The following is a 25,609-nucleotide window of genomic DNA, read 5'->3' on the forward strand; positions in this document are numbered from 1 at the left end:
CGCGAGTCACACTCTAGCTGTACGATATGCGGTTAAATCGTACTAATCGGAAGGAGTGGGACATGAAGTCTCCTGATGACGTTGTAATCGTAGGTGTCGCGCGCACCCCCTTCGGCAGGCTCCTGGGCTCGCTCGCGGGGCTCAAGGCCACCGAGCTGGGCGGGATCGCCATCCGCGGGGCGCTCGAGCGCGCCGGGGTGTCCGGCGACGAGGTGGACGCCGTGATCTTCGGCCAGGTGCTGCAGGCGGGCGTGGGCCAGAACCCCACCAAGCAGGCGGCCCTGGCGGGCGGCGTGCGCGAGGAGGCCCACACGCTCACCGTCAACAAGGTCTGCCTGTCCGGGCTCACGGCCGTCATCGATGGCGCGCGCCTGCTGCGCTCCGGCGAGGCCACCGTCGTCGTCGCGGGCGGCATGGAGTCCATGACCAATGCCCCGCACCTGGCCAGCGTGCGCGCCGGGGTGAAGTTCGGCCCCGCCACCATGGTCGACCACATGGAGTACGACGGCCTGAGCAGCGCCTACGACGGCGTCTCCATGGGCGCGCTCAGCGAGGACTTCTCCGAGCTGCACCCGGTCACGCGCGAGGAGCAGGATCAGCTGTCCGCCTGGTCCCACCAGCGCGCCCACGCCACCGCCGAGGCCGGCGGCTTCGACGAAGAGATCGTCCCGGTGACCATCAAGACCCGCAAGGGCGAGATCACCGTCACCCGCGACGAGGGCGTGCGCCCCGACGCCACCGCCGAGAGCCTTGGCGCCCTGCGCCCGGCCTTCAAGAAGGAGGGCACGATCACCGCCGGAAACTCCTCGCAGATCTCCGACGGCGCCGCCGCCGTCGTGCTCACCACCCGCGCCCACGCGGAGCAGAAGGGGCTGACCATCCTCGCCGCCGTGCGCGCGCCGGGCCAGATCGCGGGCCCCGACCACTCCCTGCAGCAAAAGCCCGCGCAGGCCCTGCAGGTCGCCCTCGACCGCGAGGGCTGGCTGGCCTCCGACCTCGACCTCGTCGAGATCAACGAGGCCTTCGCCGCCGTGGCCGTGCACTCGGCGCGGGTGCTGGGGCTCAATACCGACATCGTCAACCCCCAGGGCGGCGCCGTGGCGCTCGGCCACCCGATCGGCGCCTCCGGTGCCCGCCTGGCGGGTCACGCGGCGCTCCAGCTTGCCGCCGGGAAGGCCTCCCGCGCCGGGATCGCCCTGTGTGGCGGCGGCGGCCAGGGCGAGGCGCTCCTGCTCGAGGCCGAGTAATAGTATTTTGATATTGAAGTAATTACGGTGTGACGTGTACAACGTGAGGGGAGAAGAATGACGAACGAAGCAGCACCCGAGGTCCTCGTCGAACGCCGCGGCAAGGCCGGAATCATCACGCTCAATCGGCCCAGGGCGCTCAACGCGCTCAACTACCCGATGGTCCTCGAGATGGACAGGGCGCTGAAGGGCTTCCGCGAGGACGACGGCGTCGAGCTGGTCATCCTCCGCGGGGCGGGCGAGCGCGCGCTGTGCGCGGGCGGCGACATCGCCGAGCTCTACCGCGACGCTAAGGAGGGCGGGCGCGAGGGCGCGCAGTTCTGGCGGGACGAGTATCAGCTCAACCACGACATCGCGAGCTTTCCCAAGCCGTACGTGGCCATCATGCACGGCATCGTCCTGGGCGGCGGCATCGGCGTGTCCGCCCACGGCTCCCACCGCGTCGTCACCGACTCCACCCGCGTGGGCATGCCCGAGACCGGCATCGGCTTCAATCCCGACGTCGGCGGCTCGTTCCTACTGGCCAACGCGCCACACAACCTCGGGATCCACCTGGGGCTGACCGGCGTCCACGTCGGCGCCGCCGAGGCGATCGCCGCGGGCATGGCCGACGTCTACGTCCCGGAGGCGCGCATCGAGGAGCTCGTCGAGGCGCTGGCCACCGACGGCATCGGCGCGCTCCAGGGGTTCGCTGGGGACCCCGGCGAGGCCTTCGGCGGGGAGGTCGAGGTAATCGAGGCGGCCTACGCGCACGACACCGTCGAGGAAATCCTCGCTGCCCTCGACGCCTCCGACGCCGCGTTCGCGGCCGACGCAGCCAAGCGCATCCGGCGCAACAGCCCCGTGGCGGTGAAGGTCACCCTCGAGTACATTCGCAACGCCGAGGGCAAAACCTTGAAGGAGGCGCTGGAGGAGGAGTTCATCGTCTCCAACAACATGCATTCCTACCCGGACTTCGTCGAGGGGGTCCGCGCCCAGATCATCCACAAGGACCGCAATCCGCAGTGGACGCCGCCAACCTTGGCCGACGTCGAAAAGCAACTGGTAGAAGGCATCCTCGGCGAGCTGCAAGCGACCGACATCGAACCACTGACCATCACTTAGGGGAGACCATGACCTACGAAAACATCCTCGTCGACGTGCGCGGGCGCGTCGCCACCATCACCCTCAACCGCCCGAAGGCGCTCAACGCGCTCAACGACGCGACCATGCGCGAGATCGTCGCCGCGGGCCGCGAGCTCGACGTCGACCCGGGCATCGGCTGCATCGTCGTCACCGGCTCCGAGAAGGCCTTCGCCGCGGGCGCGGACATCAAGGAGATGGCGTCGATGGGCGCCACCGACATGTACACGAGCAACTGGTTCGCCGGCTGGGAGGACTTCACCCGCCTGCGTACCCCGGTCATCGCCGCGGTCAACGGCTACGCCCTCGGCGGCGGCTGCGAGCTGGCCATGATGTGCGACTTCATCATCGCCGGCGACCGCGCCAAGTTCGGCCAGCCGGAGATCAACCTGGGCGTGATCCCGGGCATGGGCGGCAGCCAGCGGCTCACCCGCGCGGTGGGCAAGGCCAAGGCCATGGAGATGTGCCTGACCGGCCGCATGATGGGGGCCGAGGAAGCCGAGCGCGCGGGGCTCGTGGCCCGCGTCGTGCCCGCGGATTCGCTGCTGGAGGAGGTGGCAGCCACCGCCGAGCTCATCGCGTCGAAGTCGCTGGTCGCCTCCCAGATGGTGAAGGAGGCCGTCAACGCCGCCTTCGAGACGACGCTCGCGCAGGGCATCAACTTCGAGCGCCGCCTGTTCCACTCGGGCTTTGCCTCCAACGACCAGGCGGAGGGCATGGCGGCCTTCGTCGAGAAGCGGGACCCCACGTTCACCCACAGCTAGGGCCGTCCGTTTTGGGGTAGCCGGTGGCTTTACCGACACGGTGTCGGTAACATCCGGGCCATGTTCTTAGCTTTGCGTGAAATATGGTTCGCGCGGGCACGATTCCTCATGGTCGGTGGTGTGTTGGCGCTCATGTCCATCCTCATCGTCATCATCTCGGGTCTGTCCGCAGGTTTGGTCAACGACGGCGTCTCCTCACTGAAGGCGGCAGGTGCCCAGGCGGTCGCGTTCGAGGAGGGGACGAAGTCGGACTCCGCCTTCACCCGCTCGGTGCTCGATCTCTCGGCGACGGAGAAGTGGAAGGAGGTCGCAGGCGTCGAGGACGCGGCGCCGCTGGGCCTGTCCATCGTGAATGCCAAGAATTCCGACGGCACCCCGGTCGACCTCACCCTCTTCGGCGTGCAGCCCGGGTCCTTCCTCGACCCCGCGCCGGCCGAGGGCGAGTCAATCCCCGCCCTCGCCGCGCGCACCGACGGCCAGCCCACCCCGACCGCGCACGAGGTCGTGGTCTCCGAGACCCTCAAGGAGGAGGGCCTGAAGCTCGGCGACACGCTCACCCTCGATCGCCTGGGAACCACGCTCACCGTGGTCGGGTTCACCGACAACCAGCGCACCTTCGGGCACGTCGACGTGGCCTACCTTCCCATCGACGTCTGGCAGGAGGTCCACGCGGGCGCCCGCGCCGGCGAGGCCGCCCGCCCCGAGGCGTACTCGGAGGCCAGCGTGGTCGTGATCCGCGGCAAGAACTTCGATCTTTCCGCCGTCCCGGGCACCGACGCCCGCCCGATGAAGACGGCCTACGAGTCCTCGCCCGGCTACCTCGCCGAGTCGATGACGATGTCGCTCATCCAGTGGTTCCTCTACGCCATCGCGGCGCTGGTCACCGGCGCCTTCTTCCTCGTGTGGACGATCCAGCGCGCGGGCGACATCGCCGTCATGCGGGCCATGGGCGCCACCAAGGGCTTCCTCCTGCGCGATAGCCTCGGGCAGGCCTTCATGATCCTGGTTGCCTCGATCCTCGTCGGCGTGGCCATCGCGTTGGCCATGGCCTCCTGGCTCGAGACCACCGCGATGCCGTTCGCGATCGAGGCCGGGCCCGTGGCCACCGGCACGGCGTTGCTGTTCGTCTTCGGCATGATCGGCGCCGCCGTCGCCGTCCTGCAAGTTACCCGCACCGATCCGCTGTCCGCACTGGGGGAGAACCGATGACCACCGCACTCGAACTCACCAACGTGAGCAAGTCCTACGGCGACGGCGACTCGACCGTCACCGCCCTCGACCACGTCGACCTCACCGTCGGCAGGGGAGAGTTCGTCGCCATCGTCGGCCCCTCCGGCAGCGGCAAGTCCACCCTGCTTGCCATCGCGGGGGCGCTGACCACCCCGGATGACGGCGAGGTCACCATCGGCGGCGAGCCGCTTGGCGGGAAGAAGGACAAGGAGCTCACCGCCCTGCGCAAGGAGCACATCGGCTTCGTGTTCCAGTCCGGCAACCTGCCCTCGGCGCTGACCAGCCGCGAGCAGCTCGTCTTGGCGGCCAGGATCATCGGAAAGGCCGGCAGCAAGTCGCCCGAGGAGCTTCTCGACGCCGTTGGCATGGGCCACAAGGCCGGAAGCAGGCCGGGCACCCTGTCCGGCGGCGAGCGCCAGCGGGTCGGCATCGCCCGCGCGCTGGTCGGGGATCCCGACCTGCTGCTCGTCGACGAGCCCACCGCGGCGCTTGACCAGCAGAAATCACAAGAAATCGTGCGGCTGCTCGCCGAGGAGACGCACGCGGGCGGGGTGGGCACCGTCATGGTCACCCACGACCACGACATCCTAGGCCACTGCGACCGCGTCTACGAGATGGTCGACGGCCGGCTGCGCCCCTACCGCTAGAATCGACCCCATGCCCAAGATCACCGCGCCCACCGTCGCCGAGCACCGCGAGAATCAGCACCAGCTGATCCTCGACGCCGCGCTCGAGGCCATCGTGGAATCCCACGGAAGCGTGCCCACGGTGGGCGAGGTGGCCAAGCGCGTGGGGCTCGCCCGCTCGAGCGTCTACCAGTACGTGTCTTCGAAGACGGAGCTGGTCGCGCAGCTGCTCACGCGCTTCATGCGCAGGTGGGAAGCCGGGGTGGGGCAGGCGATGGCGCAGGCGGGCGAGGACCCCCGCGCCAGGCTCGAGGCCTACGTGGAGTCCAACCTCGATCTCTTTGCCAAGTGGCAGGAGGACGCGCTCATGCACGCGGCGTCCCAGGAGCCGGAGGCATTCCGCGACGAGCAGGTGGTTGCCGCCCACGAGGCCTTGCGGCCCGCGCTTATCGACGCCTTGGTCGCCGCCGGCATCCCGGAGCGCGAGGCGGATCCCTACTCGAGCCTGCTCGACTCGGCCATCCACTCCGCGGCGCGGCTCATCCTGGAGGGCCAGGACCGGGCCGCGGTGGGCCGGGCGCTGGCCCGGTTCCTGCCCTAGGAGCCCTCGACCACGTCCCCGTGGACTCGGCGCACCTTGTTGAGCAGCGCCTTCAGCTGCTCCAGCTCCGCCGCGTCGAGGCCAAGCGCCTGGAAATACCGGTTGAGCTCCGGGGTCGCGGCGGACACCAGCGCGATGCCCTGGTCGGTGATGGAGACGAGCGTGCCGCGCCCGTCCTTGGGATCTGGGCGGCGCTCCACCAGACCGGACTTCTCCAGCTGCGCCACCGAGTGCGTGACCGAGGCCGCGGGCAGGTGCAGGCGCGCGCTGGCCTTGGTCATGGGCATCGCCCCCGAGCGCGAGAACATCAGCACCGCCAGCAGCTCGTAGCGCGGGAAGCTGATGCCAAACGGCTTCAGGAACTCCTCGGCCCGCTGCCGCATGAGCTGCGCGCTGCGGATGACGGAGGTCAGGGCCTCGACGCCCGGCGCGGCCTCGGGCCAGCCGAAGGCCTCCCAATTGCGCCGGGCTTCGGCGGTGGTGTCGATGGTTAGTCGGGTCAAGGGCAAGGGGTCTCCACGGGAATTTCTTAAAGGGGGAACTATTCCAAGTTAGCCCTTGAGCGACGGGAAGTCCGCATCCGAGTACTCGGTGCTCGCGGTGGTCGCGCCCTCGTCGGCGGCGTGGATCTCCTTCTCGCGCTTGCGCAGGTCCACGCGGCGGATCTTGCCCGAGACCGTCTTCGGGAGCTCGTAGAACTCCAGGCGGCGGATGCGCTTGTACGGGGCCAGGCCGTCGCGGCAGTGCTTGAGGATCGCCTCGGCGACCTCGGCGTTGGGCTCGTAGCCCGGCGCCAGCGCGACGTAGGCCTTGGGCACCGCCAGGCGGATGGGGTCCGGCGACGGCACGACGGCGACCTCGGCGACCGCCGCGTGCTCGATGACCACGGACTCGAGCTCGAACGGGGACAGGCGGTAGTCGGAGGCCTTGAACACGTCGTCGGCGCGGCCGATGTAGAAGATGTAGCCGTCCGCGTCGCGCTCGGCGGTGTCGCCGGTGTGGTAGTAGCCGTCGCGGAAGACCTCGGCGTTCTTGTCCGGGTCGCCGAAGTAGCCGGGGGTGAGCCCCACCGGGCGCGGGTCGATCTTCAGGCAGATCTCGCCGTGGTCGCCGATCTCGTCGGTGGCCGGGTCGATGAGCACGACCTCCATGCCCGGCAGCGGGCGGCCCATGGAGCCCGGCTTGACCAGCTGGCCCGGGGTGTTGGCCACCTGAAGGGTGGTCTCGGTCTGGCCGAAGCCGTCGCGGACGGAGGTCTTCCAGGCCTTCTCAATGGTGGAGATGAGCTCTGGGTTGAGCGGCTCGCCGGCGGCGACGAGCTTCTTCGGCGGGTTCTTCATCCGGCCGAGATCCGCCTGGACGAGCATGCGCCACACGGTCGGCGGGGCGCAGAAGCTGGTGACCGCCTCCTCGTCCATCTTGTCCATAAGCGCCGCGGCGTCGAAGCGGGTGTAGTTGTACAGGAACACGGTCGCTCCCGCGATCCACGGCGCGAAGAAGTTCGACCACGCGTGCTTGGCCCAGCCCGGGGCGGCCACGTTGAGGTGCACGTCGCCCGGCTGGAGGCCGATCCAGTACATGGTGGTCAGGTGGCCGACGGGGTAGGAGGTGTGGGTGTGCTCGACCAGCTTCGCCTTGGAGGTGGTGCCGGAGGTGAAGTAGAGCAGCAGGGTCTCGTCCGCAGGGGTCTCCTGGGTCGGGGTGAACTCCTCGGAGGCGGAGTAGGAGTCGCTGTAGCGCAGGGTCGGGTGCGCCGTCTGCGCGTCCGGCTCGTCGCCGACCTGGATCATGGTGAACTCGCCGGTCACCTCTTGGAACTTCTCGGCGTCCTCGGCGTTGGCCACGACCCAGGAGATGCCCGCGCGCTCGGTGCGGTCCTGGAGGTCGGCGCCGCCGAGCATCGCGGTGGCGGGGTTGAGGACGAAGCCGGCCTTGATGCAGGCGAGCATGCACTCCCACAGCTCGACCTGGTTGTTGAGCATGAGCATCACGCGGTCGCCGCGCTGCACGCCCTTATCGATGAGCCAGTTGGCCAGCTGGTTGGAGCGGCGGGAGAGCTTGGCGAAGGTGCGGCGGGTGCTGGTGCCGTCGATCTCGCAGATGACCAGCGCCTCGCGATCCTTGGAGGCCTCGTCGGTGGCCAGGTGGTCGAACCAGTCGAGGGCGAAGTTGAAGTGCTCGAAGCGGGGCCACTCGAAGCCTGCGCGGGCCGCCTCGTAGTCGGTCTGGTTGCGCACGAGGAAGTCGCGCGCCTGGGCGAACTGCTCAGCAACAGTCGTGGTGGTGGACATCTTTTCCTCCAAGAATCCGATAAATGTGGTGGTGTAGCTCAGGTTTTCCAATAAATGTGACCTGCGTCCCACTTACAATACTTGCAAGTTGAAATAAATGCGAGGGATTGGAGGAAAAAATGTGATCTGGGCCATGTGGCGGGGGTAACTTAGGCTACGATCCCACCGAGGATGAGCGAGCCCAGCTCCTTGTAGGCCAGGTGGGCGTCGGAGACCGATTCGTAGTCGCCCTGCTGGATGTGCTCGAGGCTATGTCCCACGATCGCGGCCACGAGCGGGGCGTTGAGCGGGCGGAAATCCCCGCGCTCCATCCCGCGGGCGATGAGCTCGGTGATCTTCTCCGTCGCCGCCTTCGTGTTGGTCTCGTAGATCTCCCTGCCGATCGCGGTGCTTGCCAGGTCCGACATAAACGCAGGTGACGCGGGCTCGAGCGCGGTGGTGATGGCGTCGAAGTAGTCCCGGATGCAGGCCTGCGGGGTCTTGGCGGGGGTGATCGTCAGCTCCGTGCGGCGGGTGACCTCCTTGAAGAAGCTCACGAGTATCCGCCGCACGATGGCCTCCTTGCTCCGGCCGAGGGCATAAATGGTCGACTTGGAGCAGTGATAGTCCCTCGTGGCCTTGTCGATGGTGAAGTCGGCGAAGCCGTGGGCGAGGAAGTCGGAGAGGATCTGATTAAAGAGCGTTCGCTGCCGGGGGCTCAATGTGGATGAGGTAGTCATGGGGGGATTTTCCGGAAAAGTAGTGACGGGTGTCATAGTTGCCTGTACGATATGCAATTAAATCGTACAGTTTGCCGCTCTGTAAAGGAGTAACAGCCATGCCACCCATCCTAGATTCCACCCTCGTCCAGCTCGAGAACGTCCCCTTCCCGCACGCGGACATCCTCGGCGTCGCCGACCGCCTCACCGATGAGGAGCAGGCGAAGCTGCAGGAGATCCACACCTTCCTCCAGACGGAGGTCCGCCCCGTCGTCGGCGAGTACTGGGACCGCGAGGAGTTCCCCTTCGACCTTCTGCCCAAGCTCGCCGCCCACGGCCTGGGCGAGCTGGAGTTCTCCGGCTTCTCCCGCCTCTACCGCGGCCTCGTCTACGCCGAGGTCACCCGCGCCGACGTGTCCCTGTCCGCCCTCGTGGGCATCCACAACGAGCTGGTCCTCCAGCTCATCAACGACCTCGGCTCCGACGAGCAGCGCGCGACCTGGCTCGACGGCCTGCGCGTGTTCGAGAAAGTCGGCTGCTTCGCGCTCACCGAGCCCGACCACGGCTCCGACATCGCGGGCGGCCTGGCCACCACCGCCACCAAGACCGAGAACGGCTGGGTCATCAACGGCGAGAAGCGTTGGATCGGCGGCGGCACCTTCGCCGACTTCGCCATCGTGTTCGCCCGCGATGTCGCGGACAACGAGGTCAAGGGGTTCATCGTGGAGCTCGACCGTGAGGGCGTCGACAAGCGAAAAATCGATCGAAAGATGGGCCTGCGCGTCATGCAGAACGCGGACCTCAGCTTCGACAACGTGGAGATCCCCGAGGGCAACCTCATCCCGGGCGCGGCGAGCTTCAAGGCCGTGAACATCTACCTGAAGAACTCGCGCGCGTGGGTGGGCTGGCAGGGCGCCGGCATCCAGCTCGGCATCTTCGACAAGGCCCGCGAGTACGCGCTCGCCCGCGAGCAGTTCGGCAAGCCCATCGCGAAGTTCCAGCTCATCCAGGAGGCGCTGTCCCGCATCCTCGGCAACGCCTCCGCCTCGCTGGCCATGATGGCGCAGGTGGCGTGGGTGCAGGAGCAGGGCAAGCTCGAGATGCCGTACGCGGCGCTGGCCAAGGCCACCACCACCCGCCTGGCCCGCGAGTCCGCCGCGGCCGGCCGCAACATTGGCGGCGGCAACGGCATCCTCACCCAGTACGACCTGTCCAAGCTCATGTCGGACGCCGAGATCCTCTTCACCTACGAGGGGACCTACGACATCAACTCGCTCATCGTCGGCCGCGCCATCACCGGCCAGTCCGCCTTCGCCTAAAAGGAAAACCAGCATGATTCTTGATTCCAGCATCTCCGCCGTCGTCACCGGCGGCGCCTCCGGCCTCGGCGCGGCCACCGCCGCCCACCTCGCGGGCCTCGGCGTCAATGTCCTCGCCCTCGACCTCGCCGAGCCTGCGGAGAAGACCGCGGGCGTGACCTACGCCCAGGTCGACGTGACCGACTACGAGCAGGTTGTTGCCGCCGTTGCGCAGGCCGACGCCATCGCGCCGCTGCGCCTGGTGGTTAACTGCGCGGGCATCTGCCCGTCCCAGCGCATCGTCGGCCGCAAGGGCCCGCACGACCCGGGCCTGTTCGCCAAGACGATCGCGGTCAACCTCACCGGCACCTTCCACGTGCTCACCGCCGCGGCGGCGGTCATCGCCACCCACGAGCCGGTCGACGCCGACGGCCAGCGCGGGGTCATCGTCAACACCGCCTCCGTGGCGGCCTTCGAGGGGCAGATCGGACAGGCGGCCTACGCCGCCTCCAAGGGCGGGGTCCACTCGCTCGCGATCACCGCCGCCCGCGACCTCGCGGGCCTGGGCATCCGCGTCAACGCGATCGCCCCCGGCATCGTGGAGACGCCCATGATGGCTTCGATCTCCGACGAGTACCGCACCGAGCTGGAAAACCTCGTCCAGTTCCCCAAGCGCATGGCGACCCCCGCCGAGTACGCGCAGCTGGTCCAGGCCATCGCCGAGAACAACTACCTCAACGGCGAGACCATCCGCATCGACGGCGCGCTGCGCATGCCGCCGCGCTAGCTAAACGGCTGCAGCCCCCAGCAGGGGAACACCGCCCGGGAGGTCGCGATCGTCGGCGCGCAGGACTTGTTCTCGATGATCCGCTCCGGGTGGAAATCGATGGGCGCCTCGAGGTCTCCCAGCGTGCGGCCGGCGTCCATGCGCACCCGCTTGCTCCACCGGTCGGGCAGCAGCGCCCCGGACTCCAGCTCGGCGCCCGCGACCGTGGCCACCAGCTGCGTCCACGCGCGGGCCACCGAGTCACGGTTGTACCCGCCGCCGCCGATGGAGACCCATCTGCCCCCGGCGTACTGGTCGGCCCACTTGGCCACGGAGCGGTAGGCCAAGGTCATGGCGTCGATGCTCAGCTCGAAGTCGGCCAGCGGGTCGCCGCGGTGCGGGTCGGCGCCGTGCTGGGAGACGAGGATCTCCGGCTTGAACTTCCGCAGCAGCGGGGCCACGACCGCGTGGACCGCCTGCAGCCAGGCCTGATCGCCGCAGTTGCGGTCGAGCGCCACGTTGACCACGGTGCCCAGCGCCTCCGGGCCGCCGATGTCCTTGGGGAACCCGGTGTAGGGGAACAGGTAGAGCCCAGATTCGTGGATGGAGATCGTCAGCACCCGCGGGTCGTCCCAGAAGGCGGTCTCCACCCCGTCGCCGTGGTGGGCGTCGAGGTCGAGGTAGACGACGCGCTGGGCGCCCTGGTCGAGCAGCCAGGAGATGGCGATGGCGGCGTCGTTGTAGGTGCAAAAGCCGCTCTGCCGGTGGGAGAGCGCGTGGTGCAGCCCGCCCGAGAGGTTGATCGCGCGCTTGGTTTTGCCCTCCCACACCGCCTGGGCCGCCGAGGTGGTGGCGGTGGCGATGCGCCCGGCGACCACCGCGGCCTTCGGCGCGATGGGGTGGTCATGGTCGCCGATGCCGAAGTCGATGTCTGGAACCGGCTTTTTCAGCGCCTCGATGTAGCTATCCCCGTGGATCCGGCGCACCAGGTCCATGTCGGTGGGCGGCGGCTCGACCACGTCGAAGGAGTCGAGCAGCCCGAAGTGCTCGGACAGTTCCATCGCCAGGCGCACGCGGTCGGGCCCCATGGGGTGCATGTCGCCGAAGCTGTACTCGAGCAACTCGGCGGTGTGGAACAGCATCGGCTTGGTCATTTTAGAGCCTCCTGGCCAGTCGGTCGCGCGAGGAAGACAACGGCGCCACGGTGATCCGCGCGCCCACGATCGACGTCGAATTCATCCCCGCGATGACCTGGGTCAGCTCGATCTCCACCAGCTGCGGCAGCTCGTCCTTGAGCTGGGCCAGCCGCATGAGCGCGTCCTCGACGGTGTCTAGGCGCGCGGGCGCCGTACCGCGGTAGCCGCGCAGCAGCGGCGCGGCGCGCAGGGACTCGATCATGGAGCGGGCGTCGATGCGCCGCAGCGGGGGCGTGCGCCACGCAGCGTCGTGAAGCAAATCGGAAGCGATGCCGGTGACGCCGCAGGAGATCATGGGGCCGAGCACGGCGTCCTCGATCGCGCGCACGGACAGCGTCGCGCCGGGGTCCATCGTCGGCTGCACCACTGGAAGCAACGCGAGCACCGAGTCCTCGCCGCGCTCGGCCACGCCCAGCGACTCCGAGAGCCTGCCGAGCGCCTCCCACGCCTGCTGCATCATCGAGCGATCCGCGACGTGGCGGATGACCGCGTTGAGCTCGGGGCGCCCGCGCACGACCGGGTGGGTCGACTTGAGCACGACGTTCCAGCCGAACTCCTCCGCCGCCGCGACGGCCTCCTCGAAGGAAGCCACCGGCTTCCACGGCACGATGGTGATCCCCGCGCACGCGAGAATCTCCGCCGTCTCCTCGTCGGTGGCCGCCCGCCCCTCGGCCGAACTTTCAAGAATGGCCTCTACCAGGCGCTTTGCCTTGTCGACGTCTATAGTGGCCACCTCATCGTCCGGGTGCGGCCGGGCCCTGCCGCGGCGCTCCTCGTTGTCCATGATGAGGGCGTAGGCCTCGAGTGCGTCCGCGTAGGTCTCGAACACCGGCAGGTGCGTGGTCTCTAAGGAGTTGCAGTCCGAGATGCTCACGCAGGTGGCCATCATCGTGGCACCCTCCTCGCCGGCCAGCGCGTCGAGGGCCTCGATGACCTCGCGGCCGATCGGCTCGTTGATCTCCACCACGCCGGAGAAGACGAGGTCAAAATCGCCTCGCGCCCGCGCGCTCTCCTCGACGATGCTGTGCACCGGGTCCTCCCCGATGGGGATGATCGTGGGCTCGAACCCGAAGCGGACCGCCGACTGGGCCATCTGCCCGGACAGTCCCGCGGAGTTGCTGATGATGGCCACGCGCTTGCCCGCGGGGATGGGCTGCATGGACAAAAGCGCCGCGATATCGTACATGGTGTCGCGGCGGGTGACCACGATGGCGCCGGTCTGGCGGATCACCTCGTCGATCGCGTTCGCCGGGGCGTGGGGGAGCGATTCCAGGTCGTGGTGCTGCGCGGACTGCAGGGCGCGCGAGGGGAGGAACACCACCACGTTCTTCTCGAGGGCGAGCCGTCGCAGCACCCGGAAGAACTTGCGCGGGTTGCCGATGGTGTCGAGCGAGAGCAAGCAGATGTCGGTTGCCGGGTCCTGCGCCCAGAACTGGATGACGTCGTTGCCGGTCACGTCGGCGTAGGAGCCCGAGGCGATGAAGGAGGAGATCCCGCAGCCGCGCTTGATCGCGTGGGAGAGCACGAGCGTGGCCACGCCCGCGGTCTGCGTGTACAGCCCCACCTTGCCGGCCCGGGGCATGCTCGCCGGGGAGGCGTTGAGCCCCTCCGCGGTGTTGATCACGCCGAGCGCCGCGGGGCCCAGCACCCGCATCCCCAGCGAGCGGGCGCGCTCGAGGAACCGCTGCGATTCCTCCTGGGAGATCGACGGGTTATGCCCCTGCGCGAGGACCAGGATGCCCGAGGCGTTCTTCTCCGCTGCGACCTGGACCAGCTCGTCGAAGGTCTCCGAGTCGTGGTCGACGACGACGAGGTCGACCGTGCCGGGGATCGAACGCAGAAGGTCGGGCGCCTTGTCCGCGCCCTTGTGCGTGAGCACGTGTAGCTGGCCCTGGTACCCGCCGGAGACGATCGACGAGGTGATCCGGGAGACCGAGCCGACCTCGCCCACCACCGCGACCGAGCCCGGGTTGAGCAGCCTGCGGATGGAGCTCGCCTCGGCCTGCAGCTCGCGGCGCTCCATCACCTCGCGGGACTGCTTGGTGGGGTCGAGCGAGAAGTCCACGACGATGAAGCCGTCCTCCAGCTCCGGCTTGACCTGGTAGCCAGCACGGACGAAGACCTGTACCATCGAGCGGTTCTCGGTGAGCACCTCGGCGAAGAAGCGCTGGATGCCGCACTCGCGGCCGATCTGGGCCAGGTGCTCCAGGAGGATGTTGCCCACCCCGCGGCCGTGGTGGGAGTCCTGGACGAGGAAGGAGACATCCGCCACCCGCGCCGGGGCGAACTGCTCGGCGATGGCGAAGCGCGCGGTGGCCACGATGTTCTCGCGCTCGACGAGCACGATGGTGACGGTGTCGCGCTCGTCGGAGGTGGTCCAGGCGTCGAGCTCGGCCTCGCTCAGGTCGGGGTGGGCGCTAAAAAACCGCAGGTACTTGGACTTCGGCGAGACGCGGTCGTAGAAGTCGACGATCGCCTCGCGGTCCTCCGGGCGCACCTGGCGCAGCGTGGCGATGCCGCCGTCGTTGAGCACGACGTCCGCTTCCCACTTCGACGGATGGAGCATGGGTCCCCCTCAGGACGTGGACTGGAATTCACCCCATCCTAATTAAGACCCGCGTCACCCGCTGTGGTTTTCGGGGAAAACTAGTCCGCCACCATCGGGAAGAGCTCGAACTCCGGGTGCTCCTTCTCGATGAACGCCAGCTTCCACTTGTCGCCGAACAGGGCCACGAGCTCGCCGTCGGTGCGGGTGAAGATCTCCACGCCGCGCTGCTTGGCCAGCTCGGGCGCGGTCTCGGCCGTGGTGCGTCGCGCGACGGAGTAGGGGATCGGGTCCGCGGTGGTCTCGACGTTGTACTCGTTTTCCATGCGCGCCATCATGACCTCGAACTGCATGGGGCCGACCGCGGCCATGACCGGGGCGGCGTCGCCGCGGGCGTCGTTGCGCAGGATCTGGACCACGCCCTCCGCGGCCAGCTGGTCGAGCGCCTTGCGGAACTGCTTGTACTTGCCCAGGCTCTTCGCGCGCAGGGTGCGGAAGTGCTCCGGGGCGAACTGCGGCATCGGCGGGTACTGCACCTTCCGGCCGGCGTAGATGGTGTCGCCGGGCGCCAGGGAGCCCGCGTTGACCAGTCCCACGATGTCGCCGGGGAAGGCGGTCTCCACGGTTGAGCGGGTGCGGCCGAACACGGTGAGCGCGTACTTGGTGGAGAAGCTGCGGCCCGACTGGGCGTGGGTGACCTGCATGCCGCGGTCGAACTCGCCGGAGACCACGCGCATGAACGCGAGCGAGTCGCGGTGGTTCTTGTCCATGCCCGCCTGCACCTTGAACACCACGCCGGAGAAGTCGTCGCCCACCTCTCGCACCTCATCCATGGCGGTGGTCGAGGCCTCGAGCGCCTTCTCGTCCGAGCGGCGCGGCGCCGGCGAGGGCGCGAGCGCGCACAGGGTGTCTAGGATCTGGTGGACGCCGAAGTTGAGCATCGCGGAGGCGAAGATGAGCGGAGAGGTGGTGCACTCGAGGAAGAGCTCCTGGTCGTGGAGCGCACCGTCGGCGGCGAGCAGCTCGACCTCCTCGGCGGCGGTCTCCCAGGCGCCCCCTTCCTTTTCGGCGGCCTTGTCCGCCGCGAAGTGCTCCTCCGGGGCGATGGTGGAGCCGCCCGCGGTGCGCAGGAAGTGGATGTACTCCTCCGCCTCGCCGTCCTCGTTGATGCGGGCCAGCCCGCGGAAGTCGCCGGCGTCGCCGACCGGCCAGTAGAGCGGGGTGGGCTGCAGGCCGATCTCGGTGACGATCTCGTCCACCAGCTCCAGCGGGGTGCGGCCCGGGCGGTCCCACTTGTTGATCACCGTGACGATCGGCAGCCCGCGCGCCTTGCACACGCGGAAGAGCTTGAGGGTCTGGGGCTCGAGGCCTTTGGCGGCGTCGATAAGCATGACCGCGGCGTCGACGGCGGTGAGCACGCGGTAGGTGTCCTCAGAGAAGTCGGCGTGGCCGGGGGTGTCCACGAGGTTGATCATGTACGGCTCGCCCGTGTGCCCCTCGGGGGCGTACTCGAACTGCAGGGCCGAGGACGCGATCGAGATGCCGCGGTCCTTTTCCATCTCCATCCAGTCGGAGACCGTGGCCTTGCGGCCCGCCTTGCCGTGGACCGCGCCCGCCTCCGCGATGACGTGCGCGTGCAGCGCCAGCGCCTCGGTCAGCGTGGACTTACCGGCGTCCGGGTGGGCGATGACGGCAAAGGTACGGCGGCGGCTGGCTTCGGCGATGGTGGCGGGTGAACTCATAGGGAATAAGGATAGTGTGCCCCCAGCTTAAGGCGCTAATCCCAGGTCGTCCCCAGCCACTGGTTGGTCAGGTCCCAGTGCCGCGGCCCCGCGTTGCGCGCGAACGGGTTGACGATCCCCGGGCGGCGCTTGTCGTTGTAGTACACGCCCGACTTCCACGTGATCCCCGGGGTGCCGTCGATGAAGAAGGCGAGGTTCGCCCCGCCCTGGTCGGCGCCGATGCCGAGCACCCGGCCGATGAGCGGCGAGGAGTAGAACCAGCGCATCCACGAGTGCGTGTCCTGGGAGAAGTTCGTGGCCACGATGCCGGGGTGATAGGCGACGGCCGAGATCCCGCGGCTGTGATAGCGGTGATGCAGCTCCTGGGTAAACAGGATGTTGGCCAGCTTCGCCGTGCCGTAGGCGCGGTCGCGGTCGAAGACCTTGGATTGGCCGAAGCTCTCGAAGTCGAGGCGGCCGTACAGCAGGTTCGCCAGCGAGGAGGTGGCCACGATCGAGGCCCTCGACGCCGTCAGGACGTCGAAAAGCTCGTGCGTGAGGAGGGTGGGCGCAAGGTGGTTGACCTGGAACGTCTTCTCGAACCCGTCGACGGTGGTGACGGGGCCGTCGAACATGCCTCCGGCGTTGTTGGCGAGCACGTCGATGCGGTCGGTCCGCTCCCGGATCCACGCGGCGAGCGCGCGCACCTGCTCGAGCTCGGCGAAGTCGGCGAGGAAGTATTCGGCCCCCAGCGCCTCGGCGACGTTCTTAGTCTTATTCGGATTGCGGCCGGTCAGCAGCAGGCGCCAGTCGGGGTGCGCCTCGTGGATGATGCGCGCCGCGGCCGCGCCGATGCCGTCGCTCGCGCCTGTGATCACGATCGTCTTCATGTTTTCCCAGTCTAGCGAGAGTGCACGACGTTCTGGGCCTTCGCGAGCCCCTCCGAGACGATCAGCCGCACCGCCTCCGCCGCGCGTTCCGGCATGTCGCCCGCGTCGAAGGAGGACAGCACGTAGTCGGGCACGGCCATGCCCTTCGGCGGGCGGGAGATCCCCATGCGCACGCGCAGGTAGTCGCGGGTCCCGAGCAGCTCGCTGATCGACTTCAGACCGTTGTGCCCGTTCTCGTTGCCGCCCTGCTTCAGCCGCACCGTCCCCTCGGGCAGATCGAGCTCGTCGTGCAGGACGATGATGCGCTCGGCCGGGACGCCGAACCTCCGCGCCGCCGACGCCACTGCCTCGCCGGAATTATTCATGTAGGTGGTCGAGCGCAGAACCAGCATCCCGCCCCTCCGCGCCCCCAGCGCCGGGAACCTGCTCAGCTTGCTCAGCTTTTCGCCTTCTAGCAGCTTGTCGACGCCAAGGTAGCCGACGTTATGCCTCGTTGAGGCGTACTTCCCGCCGGGGTTCCCGAGCCCTACGACGAGCCACTCCACGGGCTCGTCGAGATCGCGGGCGAAAAGCGTGCGGAGGCGTGAAAACAAAGGCATGTCCTCATCATTGCATAGGATGTGGACATGACCTTCCCCACGATCATCGCAGCGCCCATGGCGGGCGGCCCGTCCACCCCCGCCCTCGTCAGAGCCGTCGCCCGCGCCGGGGGCCTCGGCTTCCTGCCCTCCGGAAACATCAGCGCCGACCAGCTTGCCCGCGACATGGCGGACGTCGGCGACGTCGAGTACGGCGTCAACTTCTTCTTCCCGCAGCCCTTCCATCCCGCCGTGGGGGACGTCGAGGCGGTGCGCGGCAGGCTCGAGCCCTTCCTCGACGAGGTGCCCGAGGCGGTCACGCCGGACTTCTCCAACCAGTTCGAGGAGAAGTGGGAGGTCGTGCTGGCCAACCCGCCGAAGGTGGTCTCCACCAGCTTCGGGTGTTTCACCCCGGAGCAGATCGACGAGGCGCACGCTGCTGGCATCGAGGCGTGGGTGAGTGTGACCAGCGTCGAGGAGGCCGAGGCCGCGCGTGGCGCGGACGCGCTCATCGTGCAGGGATACGAGGCCGGCGGCCACCGGCTGACCTGGGATGCCGCCGCCGAGCCCAACCACCTGTCCGTCGAGGAGCTCCTGCCGCAGGTCGCCGAGCGGGTCAGCGTGCCGCTCATCGCCGCGGGCGGCGTGCGCACGGCCGAGGACGTCAAGCGCTTGGTGGCCGCTGGGGCCGCGGCGGTCTCGTGCGGCTCGGTGTTCCTGCTCTCCGACGAGGCGGGCACCAGCGAGTTCAACCGATCCCTTCTTCTCAAGGGCGGCGCGACCGTCTCCTCCCGCGCGTTCTCCGGCCGCTACGCGCGGGGGCTGCGCACCGAGCTCACCGACGCGCTCGGCGACCTGCCGCCGATCTACCCCTACCTCTCCCCCCTGACCAAGTCGCTGCGCGGCACCGAGGCGGGGGCCTACTGCCTGACCGGCGACACCCGTGGCATCCCCACCGGCAGCGCCGAGGACATCGTCTACTCGCTGTCGATGTAGGTGGTGTTGGCGATCGCGCCGATGCCCTCGATCGCGACGGTGACGGTCTCGCCGTCTCGGATGTAGCGCTTCGGGGTGCGGGCGTGGCCCACGCCGTCTGGGGTGCCGGTGGCGATGACGTCGCCCGGCTCCAGCGGGTAGATCTGCGAGATGAAGGAGACGAGGGTGGGGCAGTCGAAGATGAGGTCGTCGGTGGTCCCGTCCTGGAAGACCTCCTCGCCCCAGGTTGCGGTGATGCGCGGCCCCGGCTGCCACTCGTCCGCGGTCACGATCCAGGGGCCGAAGCCGGCCGAGCGGTAGTAGCTCTTTCCCTGATGGAACTGCAGGGTGCGGGTCTGCCAGTCGCGCTGCGTGTAGTCATTGATGATGGAATACCCGAGGATGTGATCCGTCGCCTCCTCGACGCTCACCCGGTGCGCCCGTTTGCCGATGACGACCGCGAGCTCGGCCTCCGCATCGAGGGCGCCCGCGTCGGACTCGCGGACGTGGATGTCGTCGTAGGGGCCGGTGAGCGCCTCGGGGAACTTGATGAAAAGCGTGGGAAACTCCGGCAGCTCGCGCCCCATCTCGAGGATGTGGCGGGCGTAGTTGAGCCCCACGCAGATGATCTTCCCCGGTCGGGGGATGACCGGTCCTAGGTCCTTCGGGTCGAAGGTGATTTCCTCACCCTGCCCCACCAGCCCATCCCGCAGGAACGTCCCCGCATCGGTCTCGGCCAGCACCCTTCCTCTATTCTCTCCCGTCACTTCGATGGCGCGGTAGCCAGTTGCGGTCCTGAGGGTGGCGAGTTTCATCGGATGCTCCTTTGCTTAGGCTGTGCTAACTTAGATGGTATGGGAAGAGTTGATTCGTGGGCCTATGCCCGAGGCGAGGTGACCTGGGAAGAGTTGTGCGCCCAGGTGTCGAAGCCCTCGCACGTCAAGGACTCGAAGCTCAAGAAGGTGCGCCGCGCCCTCGAAAAGGGCCCCAAGAAGGGGAAGTGCTGCCAGGATCGTCCCCGCTGCGTGAACTGCCCGACCGTGGTTCATCGGTTGAAGAAGGAGTCCGCGCTTACGCTTGACGACGAAGGCCTTCGGCTGGCGCTCATCAAGGCTAGGAAGTGGTGACAAACCGCGCGACCTCGTCGGCGGCGTCGGCGAGGGCGATGGGCAGCTCCTTCATCTCCGCCTTGCTAAACGGCTTGAGCACGAAGCTGGCCACATCCATCCTCCCCGGCGGGCGCCCGATCCCGATGCCCACGCGCACGTAGTCCTTCGTGCCCAGCGACTTGGTGATGGACCGCAGGCCGTTGTGGCCGTGATCCCCGCCCGAGAGCGACACCTTGACCTGGCCGAATTCCAGCTCCAGGTCGTCGAAAAGCACGACAACCTGGGCGGGTGGGACCTTGAAGAAGTCTGCGAGCGCGCGCACGGGCGTGCCGGAGAGGTTCATGAAGCAGCGTGGCTGGGCGAGGATCGCCTTCTTGCCGCCGAGGCGGGTCTCCGCGATCAGCGTGTTCGACTTCTTGTGCGGGCGCAGCGAGTCGTGCCCGAGGAGCTCGTGGAGCGCCATGTATCCCGCGTTGTGCCGGGTGCGTTCGTACTGGGGGCCGGGGTTTCCCAGCCCCACGATGAGGAAAGGTGCGTCAGTCACCTGTCTCATCATAGAAAAAACCGCGGGAAGGTGCGCACGGCACTCCCGCGGTTTGCGGCGTTACTGACTACTCAGCGTCGCCCTCAGCCTCGGCTGCAGGTGCCTCCTCCTCGGAGGTCTCGGTCTCCTCGGCGACCTCCTCGATGCGCTCGATGGTGGCGACAACTGCCTCGGGGTCGGTGACCAGGGTGGTGTTCTCCGGCATAGCCAGGTCGCCAGCGTGGACGCGAGCCTCTTCCTCGAAGCCCTCGATGGAGAAGGTGATGTTCTCCGGGATGGACAGAACGTCGGCCTCGACCAGGACGTGGTCGAGATCCTGGACGAGCATGCCGGAGATCGGGGCGCCCTCGAGCACGACCGGAACCTCGACCTCAACCTTCTCGCCGCGCTTGATGGCGAGGAGGTCGACGTGGTCTGCGTCCAGGGTCAGGACGTTCTGGTCGACGTGCTTGACCATGGTCAGGTGCTTGTCGCCCTCGATGTCCAGCTCGAGAACGGCGTTGGAGCCGTGGTTACGCAGCAGGGAGTGCAGCTCGAGGCGGGAGACGGCGAAGTGGACCGGAGCCTCGAGGTCCAGGCCGTAGATGACGCCCGGGACGAGGCCTGCGCGGCGGGTGCGGCGGGCAGCGCCCTTGCCGAACTCGTTACGCGGCTGAGCAGCAATGGTGGGGTAGGAAGCCATTCCTATTTCTCCTTTTGTCATGGGGTTTCGGCCGCGAAATGACAAAAGGCCCGCGGCCGACTCGAATGTCTTGGTCGAGTCTTCGCAGGCGTTTCAAAAAAGCTTGAGAATTACATCGCGTCGATAACGGCGCTTGCGCGCCCTCGCCGAGACTGAAAAATCCTATCACGCCTTGCGGTTTCCGGCCAAACCCTTGAGCGCCTCCCTCCTGGCCAGCGGGGCGAGGTCGTGCTGCTCCACGAATCGCTGCACCCACTCGGGCTCGGTGCGCGCGTAGTCCCGCAGCGCCCAGCCGATCGCCTTATTGAGGAAGAACTCGCCGGTACCGTTGGCCGCGTCTATCATCTCCGCGAGCAGGAGGGGGTCGGTCTTTTCCTTGAAACCCAGCTGATGAATGACGCTGACCCGCCGCAGCCAGAGGTTGTCCGTGCGCGACCACGCCCGCATGTCTCGCGGGGAAGCCCGCTTCCCGACCACCTTGGCCAGCGCATCCACGGTGTCCCACCAGGAGTTGGTGGTCACGAGCGCGGCCAGCCAGCTCACCCCCAGCTCCCCCTTGTAGGCGCGCAGCAGGTCGCAGGCCACGTAGTGGAACTCGCGTTCCTCCTGCGCCCACAGCTCCTCGGCCAGGTTGCAGACTTCCGCGGGTTCGCGGCCCCTCCAGCTCCTTATCAGCTCCTTCGTCGCTTCACGACGACCAGGGGTTTTGATGCCTAAGAATGGGAAGTGGTTTCTCATGTATGTGCTCATGGCCTGGGCGTCTGCCGGATTGGCCAGTGGCTCGAGTGCGGCGCGCACGGTCGCTGCGGTCATGCCCCAACCCTAGCAGAAGGGTATTGAATTTGTCGAACAGGTGTTCTAGGATGGGTGGTGGGTAAAGGATTGACTTCGATACAAGCCAACACTTTAAGGGGCCGCTACATGCGGGAAATAACGATCGAGGACGGGGCATTCTTCGAGCATCGCGATCCCGATTCTCCGTTGAGTATGAATGATCAAGAGTCTGCGCGGAGGCAGTTCCATCAGTGGTTCGTCCTCTGCATCCGCGACGAGGACGCCGAGGACGTGGACGCCATAGTCCATGAGTCCGTCGTTGCCCGCCAGTTTGGAGTGTCCAACTATCGCGCAGGACGCCTCCTCGATGCCATGCGGTTCTTTCACCACATGCCTGTCACCCTTGGGCGTCAGTTGGATGGGTACCCGCTCGATCTAGAGCGGATCTTGAGCATCTGCGCCCCGCTCGCGGGGCTCACGCCGGAAGAGCTGGCCGCTATCGACGAGGAGGTGGCGTTTCTCATCACTCCCACGGTGAAAGGCCAAGAGCTTCCCCTGAAACGGAAGCTTGGGAGGCAAGTCACGGACATCGTTGCCATGCACTTCGGCGAACTGGTCAAGGATCCGGAGGAGGGGCGCTTCCTCCAGATGCACGACGACGGCGAGGGAAACACACACCTCGAGGCCGTCGTATCCGGTGCCGCGGCGGATGTGCTCCAGCAGTGCCTCGAGCAGAAGGCCGCCGAATTGCAGGAGGAGGCGGACCAAGAAGAGTCCGAGGAGCCGCAGAAGTTCACACCATACTCCGCCGAGGTCTTCGAGGAATTCATCCGAGACCGCGTCACCAAGTATTCGGTGACCCTCAACCTGTTCACAAGCCCGGACATGGAGGGGCTCTACATGCCCACGGTCGGCTTCCTCAGCAAGGAAGAGTCCGCCAAGTGGCGGGCCATCGCCGCCAAGGCGCGTGACCTGAGCGCGGCAGAGATCGAGGAGGTGAATCACTACTCGTTCAGCGAGCGCATGCAGGTGTACATGAAGTTTAGGGACGACGGCTGCCGCAGCCCCGGCTGCACCCACACCGTCTGCGATCACGACCACCAGGTCAACTACGCGGACGGAGGCAAGACCAGCCCGTCGAACGGCGTGCTGCTGTGTCGTTCCTGCCACAACATGAAAAGCTCCGGCCTCGTGGACTACGAGGTGGAGGATGGGGTCGTGAAGTGGAGGACGCCGGACGGAAAGGTGGTTACCAGCTACCCGGCGGGGGTTGGTCGAATGTTCGCTCGGACCTATCACCTGAGAAGGAGGAAGCAACAGGAAAGGCGACAAGGCCGCCTCGTCCCAGAGCTTCCGCCACCATTCTAGGGAAAGCAAAAAGTGCCCCCGGAGGGGCACTTTTAAGAAAGGAGTTTAGGCCTGACCCTCGAACAGGTCGGTCACGGAACCGTTCTCGAAGATCTCGTGAATGGTCTTGGCCAGAAGCGGGGCGATCGGCAGGACGGTGAGGTTGTCCCAGCCCTCGGTGCTCTGCGGGAGCGTGTCGGTGGTGATGACCTCCTTGGCACCACACTGCGACAGGCGCTCGCGAGCGGGATCGGAGAACACGCCGTGGGTGCAGCCGATGATGACGTCCTCGGCGCCCGCGTCGCGGAGCACACCGACGGCACCGGCGATGGTGCCGCCGGTATCAATCATGTCGTCGAGCAGGATCGCGGTCTTGCCGGAAACGTCGCCGACGACGCGGTTGGCCACGACCTGGTTGGCAACGTCCACGGAGCGGGTCTTGTGGACGAAGGCCATCGGGGCATCGCCCAATACGTTGGCCCACTTCTCGGCAACCTTCACGCGGCCAGCATCGGGGGAGACCACCACGATGTTATCGAGGGAGTAGTTCTCCTTGATGTAGTCGGTGAGGATCGGCATGGCGTGCATGTGGTCGACCGGGCCGTCGAAGAAGCCCTGGATCTGATCGGTGTGCAGATCGACGGACACGATGCGGTCGGCGCCAGCGGCCTTGAGCAGGTCGGCGACGAGGCGGGCGGAGATGGGCTCGCGGCCGCGGTGCTTCTTGTCCTGGCGGGCGTAGGGGTAGAAAGGCAGGATTGCGGTGATGCGCTTGGCGGAACCACGCTTGAGCGCATCGATCATGATGAGCTGCTCCATCAGCCACTTGTTGAGCGGCTGGGTGTGGGACTGGATCACGAAAGCATCGGAGCCGCGGACGGACTCCTCGAAGCGGACGAAGATCTCGCCGTTGGCGAAGTCGCGGGCGGTCATCGGGGTGAGCTCGATGCCAAGCTCCTTGGCGACGGCTTCACCGAGCTCGGGGTGGGCACGACCCGAGAACAACATGAGATTCTTGCGGCTCTCGGTGAGGTGTTTGGAGGTCATAGGTGGGGCATACCTTCCTGGGGTGAGTCCAAAGTTAACTCGGAATGAATGGAAAACAAACCAATGATTAGCTTAATAGGTGGAGCGGGGGAGGGTGCTTTAAGCGTCCGTTTCTTCGGTGCGCGCTGCCTCCGCTGCTTGGGCCGCGGGGGTGCCGGGGCGCTTCTTCTCCACCCAGCCCTCGATGTTGCGCTGCTTTCCGCCCGAAACCACGAGGGCGCCGGCGGGGACGTCCTCGCGGATGACGGTGCCCGCGCCGGAGTAGGCGCCGTCGCCGACGGTGACTGGGGCGATGAACATCGTGTCGGAGCCGGTGCGCACGTGGGAGCCGATGGTGGTGTGGTGCTTGTTTACGCCGTCGTAGTTGACGAACACGCTGGATGCGCCGATGTTCGACTCCTCGCCGACGGTGGCGTCGCCGATGTAGGTAAGGTGGGGGACCTTGGAAGCGCGACCGATCTGGGCGTTCTTGGCCTCCACGAAGCCGCCCAGCTTGCCCTTCTCGCCGAGTACGGTGCCCGGGCGGATGTAGGTGAACGGGCCCACCGTCGCCTCGGCGCCGATGACGGAGTCGAAGCCGTGCGTGCGGACCACGCTAGCGCCCTCGCCGACGGTCATGTTGGTCAGCGTGGTGTCGGGGCCGACCTCGGCGCGGTCGGCGATGGAGGTGGTGCCGAGCAGCTGGGTGCCGGGGTAGATGGTCACGTCCTGGCCGACGGTGACGGTGACGTCGATCCACGTGGAGGCGGGGTCGATGACGGTGGCGCCGCCGCGCATGGCGGCCTCGACGGTGCGGCGGTTGAGCTCGCGGCCGGCCTCGGCGAGCTGGACGCGGTCGTTGACGCCGGCGAGCTCGCTCGGGTCCTCGGCACGGTAGGCGCGGACGGGGTGGCCCTCGGCGCGGGCGATGCCGAGCACGTCGGTGAGGTAGAGCTCGCCTTGGGCGTTGTCGGCGCGCAGCTGGCCGAGCGCGCCGCGGAGGATGGCGGCGTCGAAGGCGAAGACGCCGGAGTTGACCTCGTTGATCTTCAGTGTCTCTGCGTCGCCGTCCTTCTGCTCGACGATGGCGGTGACCTCGCCATCCTCATTGCGCACAATGCGACCGTAGCCGGTGGGATCGTCCAGGCTCATGGTGAGCACGGTGACGGCGGTGGGCACCTCGGTGTGTGCCGCTACCAGCGCAGTGAGCGTCTCCGGGCGCAGCAGCGGTACGTCGCCGTTGGTGACGAGCACGGTGCCTTCGAACCCCTCGAGCTGATCCATCGCGCACTGCACCGCATGCCCGGTGCCGTTCTGCTCCTCCTGGATCGCGGTGCGAACGGTGGTGCCCGGAAGCTCGGCGGCTACCGCATCCACGGCGGGGCCCACCTGGTCGCGGCGGTGGCCGATGACCGCGACGATGAACTCCGGGTCGACGCCAGCCGCGGCGTGGAGGGAGTGCGAAAGCAAACTCCTGCCGCCGATGGCGTGCAGGGTCTTTTGTTTATCGGACTTCATCCGGGTGCCGGCGCCAGCGGCGAGGACCACAACGGCGCAGGAAGAAGAGCTACTCACGAGT

25 protein-coding genes are annotated in these 25,609 nt (G+C 67.4%); 11 read left to right on the forward strand and 14 right to left on the reverse strand.

Going from position 1 to position 25,609, the window contains the following annotated elements; genetic code table 11:
- The first annotated feature begins 62 nt into the window (after positions 1 to 62).
- The 6 genes from B843_RS04785 to B843_RS04810 are packed head-to-tail and all read left to right on the forward strand — an operon-like array spanning position 63 to position 5,590.
- Positions 63 to 1,247 (forward strand): acetyl-CoA C-acyltransferase, encoded by a 1,185-nt coding sequence (locus tag B843_RS04785; RefSeq protein ID WP_025252381.1) that lies wholly within the window; start codon positions 63 to 65, stop codon positions 1,245 to 1,247.
- A 57-nt stretch (positions 1,248 to 1,304) separates the two neighbouring features.
- Positions 1,305 to 2,351 (forward strand): 3-hydroxyisobutyryl-CoA hydrolase, encoded by a 1,047-nt coding sequence (locus B843_RS04790; RefSeq protein WP_025252382.1) that lies wholly within the window; start codon positions 1,305 to 1,307, stop codon positions 2,349 to 2,351.
- An 8-nt stretch (positions 2,352 to 2,359) separates the two neighbouring features.
- Complete coding sequence (locus B843_RS04795; RefSeq protein ID WP_025252383.1) at positions 2,360 to 3,133, forward strand: enoyl-CoA hydratase; 774 nt, start codon at positions 2,360 to 2,362, stop codon at positions 3,131 to 3,133.
- Between the two features lie 60 nt (positions 3,134 to 3,193).
- Positions 3,194 to 4,342 (forward strand): ABC transporter permease, encoded by a 1,149-nt coding sequence (locus B843_RS04800; RefSeq protein WP_025252384.1) that lies wholly within the window; start codon positions 3,194 to 3,196, stop codon positions 4,340 to 4,342.
- Positions 4,339 to 5,010 carry an ABC transporter ATP-binding protein gene (locus tag B843_RS04805; RefSeq protein WP_025252385.1) on the forward strand — a complete coding sequence of 224 codons (672 nt, stop codon included), beginning with the start codon at positions 4,339 to 4,341 and terminating at the stop codon, positions 5,008 to 5,010. The genes B843_RS04800 and B843_RS04805 overlap by 4 nt, the downstream gene beginning before the upstream one ends.
- Before the next feature lie 10 nt (positions 5,011 to 5,020).
- On the forward strand, positions 5,021 to 5,590 hold the full coding sequence (locus B843_RS04810) for a TetR/AcrR family transcriptional regulator (protein WP_025252386.1): 570 nt from the start codon (positions 5,021 to 5,023) through the stop codon (positions 5,588 to 5,590).
- Here B843_RS04810 and B843_RS04815 read toward each other — a convergent pair.
- From B843_RS04815 to B843_RS04825, 3 genes are all read right to left on the reverse strand, one after another.
- Positions 5,587 to 6,093, reverse strand: coding sequence for a MarR family winged helix-turn-helix transcriptional regulator (locus B843_RS04815; protein ID WP_231494021.1), 507 nt, complete (start codon positions 6,091 to 6,093; stop codon positions 5,587 to 5,589). The genes B843_RS04810 and B843_RS04815 overlap by 4 nt on opposite strands.
- Before the next feature lie 48 nt (positions 6,094 to 6,141).
- On the reverse strand, positions 6,142 to 7,881 hold the full coding sequence (locus tag B843_RS04820) for an AMP-binding protein (RefSeq protein WP_025252388.1): 1,740 nt from the start codon (positions 7,879 to 7,881) through the stop codon (positions 6,142 to 6,144).
- Positions 7,882 to 8,030: 149 nt separating this feature from the next.
- Positions 8,031 to 8,600: a TetR/AcrR family transcriptional regulator gene (locus B843_RS04825; protein WP_025252389.1), complete on the reverse strand. Its 570-nt coding sequence runs from the start codon at positions 8,598 to 8,600 to the stop codon at positions 8,031 to 8,033.
- Between the two features lie 98 nt (positions 8,601 to 8,698).
- Here B843_RS04825 and B843_RS04830 point away from each other — a divergent pair, with 98 nt between their 5' ends.
- Both B843_RS04830 and B843_RS04835 read left to right on the forward strand, forming a co-directional pair.
- The gene (locus tag B843_RS04830) at positions 8,699 to 9,898 is read left to right on the forward strand and encodes an acyl-CoA dehydrogenase family protein (protein WP_025252390.1); all 1,200 of its coding nucleotides are present in this window, start codon (positions 8,699 to 8,701) and stop codon (positions 9,896 to 9,898) included.
- Between the two features lie 13 nt (positions 9,899 to 9,911).
- On the forward strand, positions 9,912 to 10,664 hold the full coding sequence (locus B843_RS04835; protein WP_025252391.1) for an SDR family NAD(P)-dependent oxidoreductase: 753 nt from the start codon (positions 9,912 to 9,914) through the stop codon (positions 10,662 to 10,664).
- Here the strand turns inward: B843_RS04835 and B843_RS04840 are convergent.
- The 5 genes from B843_RS04840 to pth (B843_RS04860) form a co-directional block, all read right to left on the reverse strand.
- On the reverse strand, positions 10,661 to 11,797 hold the full coding sequence (locus tag B843_RS04840) for an acetoin utilization protein AcuC (protein WP_025252392.1): 1,137 nt from the start codon (positions 11,795 to 11,797) through the stop codon (positions 10,661 to 10,663). The genes B843_RS04835 and B843_RS04840 overlap by 4 nt on opposite strands.
- A gap of 1 nt (position 11,798) precedes the next feature.
- A complete protein-coding gene (locus B843_RS04845) occupies positions 11,799 to 14,405 on the reverse strand; it encodes a GNAT family N-acetyltransferase (protein ID WP_025252393.1) in 2,607 nt (868 codons plus the stop codon).
- An 80-nt stretch (positions 14,406 to 14,485) separates the two neighbouring features.
- Positions 14,486 to 16,126, reverse strand: coding sequence for a peptide chain release factor 3 (locus B843_RS04850; protein WP_025252394.1), 1,641 nt, complete (start codon positions 16,124 to 16,126; stop codon positions 14,486 to 14,488).
- Between the two features lie 35 nt (positions 16,127 to 16,161).
- Entirely contained in the window at positions 16,162 to 16,995 is an 834-nt protein-coding gene (locus tag B843_RS04855) for an SDR family NAD(P)-dependent oxidoreductase (RefSeq protein ID WP_025252395.1), read from the reverse strand.
- Positions 16,996 to 17,006: 11 nt separating this feature from the next.
- A complete protein-coding gene (pth, locus tag B843_RS04860) occupies positions 17,007 to 17,594 on the reverse strand; it encodes an aminoacyl-tRNA hydrolase (RefSeq protein ID WP_025252396.1) in 588 nt (195 codons plus the stop codon).
- A 27-nt stretch (positions 17,595 to 17,621) separates the two neighbouring features.
- Here pth (B843_RS04860) and B843_RS04865 point away from each other — a divergent pair, with 27 nt between their 5' ends.
- Positions 17,622 to 18,569, forward strand: a complete 948-nt coding sequence (locus tag B843_RS04865; RefSeq protein WP_038595299.1) for an NAD(P)H-dependent flavin oxidoreductase — start codon at positions 17,622 to 17,624, stop codon at positions 18,567 to 18,569.
- On the opposite strand, the gene B843_RS04870 is transcribed toward B843_RS04865, so the two are convergent.
- Entirely contained in the window at positions 18,551 to 19,363 is an 813-nt protein-coding gene (locus B843_RS04870; RefSeq protein WP_025252398.1) for a fumarylacetoacetate hydrolase family protein, read from the reverse strand. The genes B843_RS04865 and B843_RS04870 overlap by 19 nt on opposite strands.
- Before the next feature lie 39 nt (positions 19,364 to 19,402).
- Here B843_RS04870 and B843_RS04875 point away from each other — a divergent pair, with 39 nt between their 5' ends.
- The gene (locus B843_RS04875) at positions 19,403 to 19,675 is read left to right on the forward strand and encodes a hypothetical protein (protein ID WP_244877355.1); all 273 of its coding nucleotides are present in this window, start codon (positions 19,403 to 19,405) and stop codon (positions 19,673 to 19,675) included.
- On the opposite strand, the gene pth (B843_RS04880) is transcribed toward B843_RS04875, so the two are convergent.
- The 3 genes from pth (B843_RS04880) to B843_RS04890 all read right to left on the reverse strand — a co-directional run bounded on the left by pth (B843_RS04880) (position 19,662) and on the right by B843_RS04890 (position 21,696).
- Entirely contained in the window at positions 19,662 to 20,210 is a 549-nt protein-coding gene (gene pth / locus B843_RS04880; protein WP_034650635.1) for an aminoacyl-tRNA hydrolase, read from the reverse strand. The genes B843_RS04875 and pth (B843_RS04880) overlap by 14 nt on opposite strands.
- 58 nt (positions 20,211 to 20,268) lie before the next feature.
- Positions 20,269 to 20,883 (reverse strand): 50S ribosomal protein L25/general stress protein Ctc, encoded by a 615-nt coding sequence (locus tag B843_RS04885; RefSeq protein WP_025252401.1) that lies wholly within the window; start codon positions 20,881 to 20,883, stop codon positions 20,269 to 20,271.
- 165 nt (positions 20,884 to 21,048) lie between these two features.
- On the reverse strand, positions 21,049 to 21,696 hold the full coding sequence (locus B843_RS04890) for a DNA alkylation repair protein (protein ID WP_025252402.1): 648 nt from the start codon (positions 21,694 to 21,696) through the stop codon (positions 21,049 to 21,051).
- Between the two features lie 174 nt (positions 21,697 to 21,870).
- Between B843_RS04890 and B843_RS13220 the strand changes: the two genes are divergently transcribed.
- Positions 21,871 to 23,025, forward strand: a complete 1,155-nt coding sequence (locus B843_RS13220; RefSeq protein WP_169729836.1) for an HNH endonuclease signature motif containing protein — start codon at positions 21,871 to 21,873, stop codon at positions 23,023 to 23,025.
- A gap of 45 nt (positions 23,026 to 23,070) precedes the next feature.
- Here B843_RS13220 and B843_RS04905 read toward each other — a convergent pair whose 3' ends face one another.
- Both B843_RS04905 and glmU read right to left on the reverse strand, forming a co-directional pair.
- A complete protein-coding gene (locus tag B843_RS04905) occupies positions 23,071 to 24,051 on the reverse strand; it encodes a ribose-phosphate diphosphokinase (RefSeq protein WP_025252404.1) in 981 nt (326 codons plus the stop codon).
- 99 nt (positions 24,052 to 24,150) lie between these two features.
- Entirely contained in the window at positions 24,151 to 25,605 is a 1,455-nt protein-coding gene (gene glmU / locus B843_RS04910) for a bifunctional UDP-N-acetylglucosamine diphosphorylase/glucosamine-1-phosphate N-acetyltransferase GlmU (RefSeq protein ID WP_025252405.1), read from the reverse strand.
- Between the last annotated feature and the right edge of the window lie 4 nt (positions 25,606 to 25,609).

The organism is Corynebacterium vitaeruminis DSM 20294, from assembly GCF_000550805.1.
GTDB classification, from domain to species: Bacteria; Actinomycetota; Actinomycetes; order Mycobacteriales; family Mycobacteriaceae; genus Corynebacterium; species Corynebacterium vitaeruminis.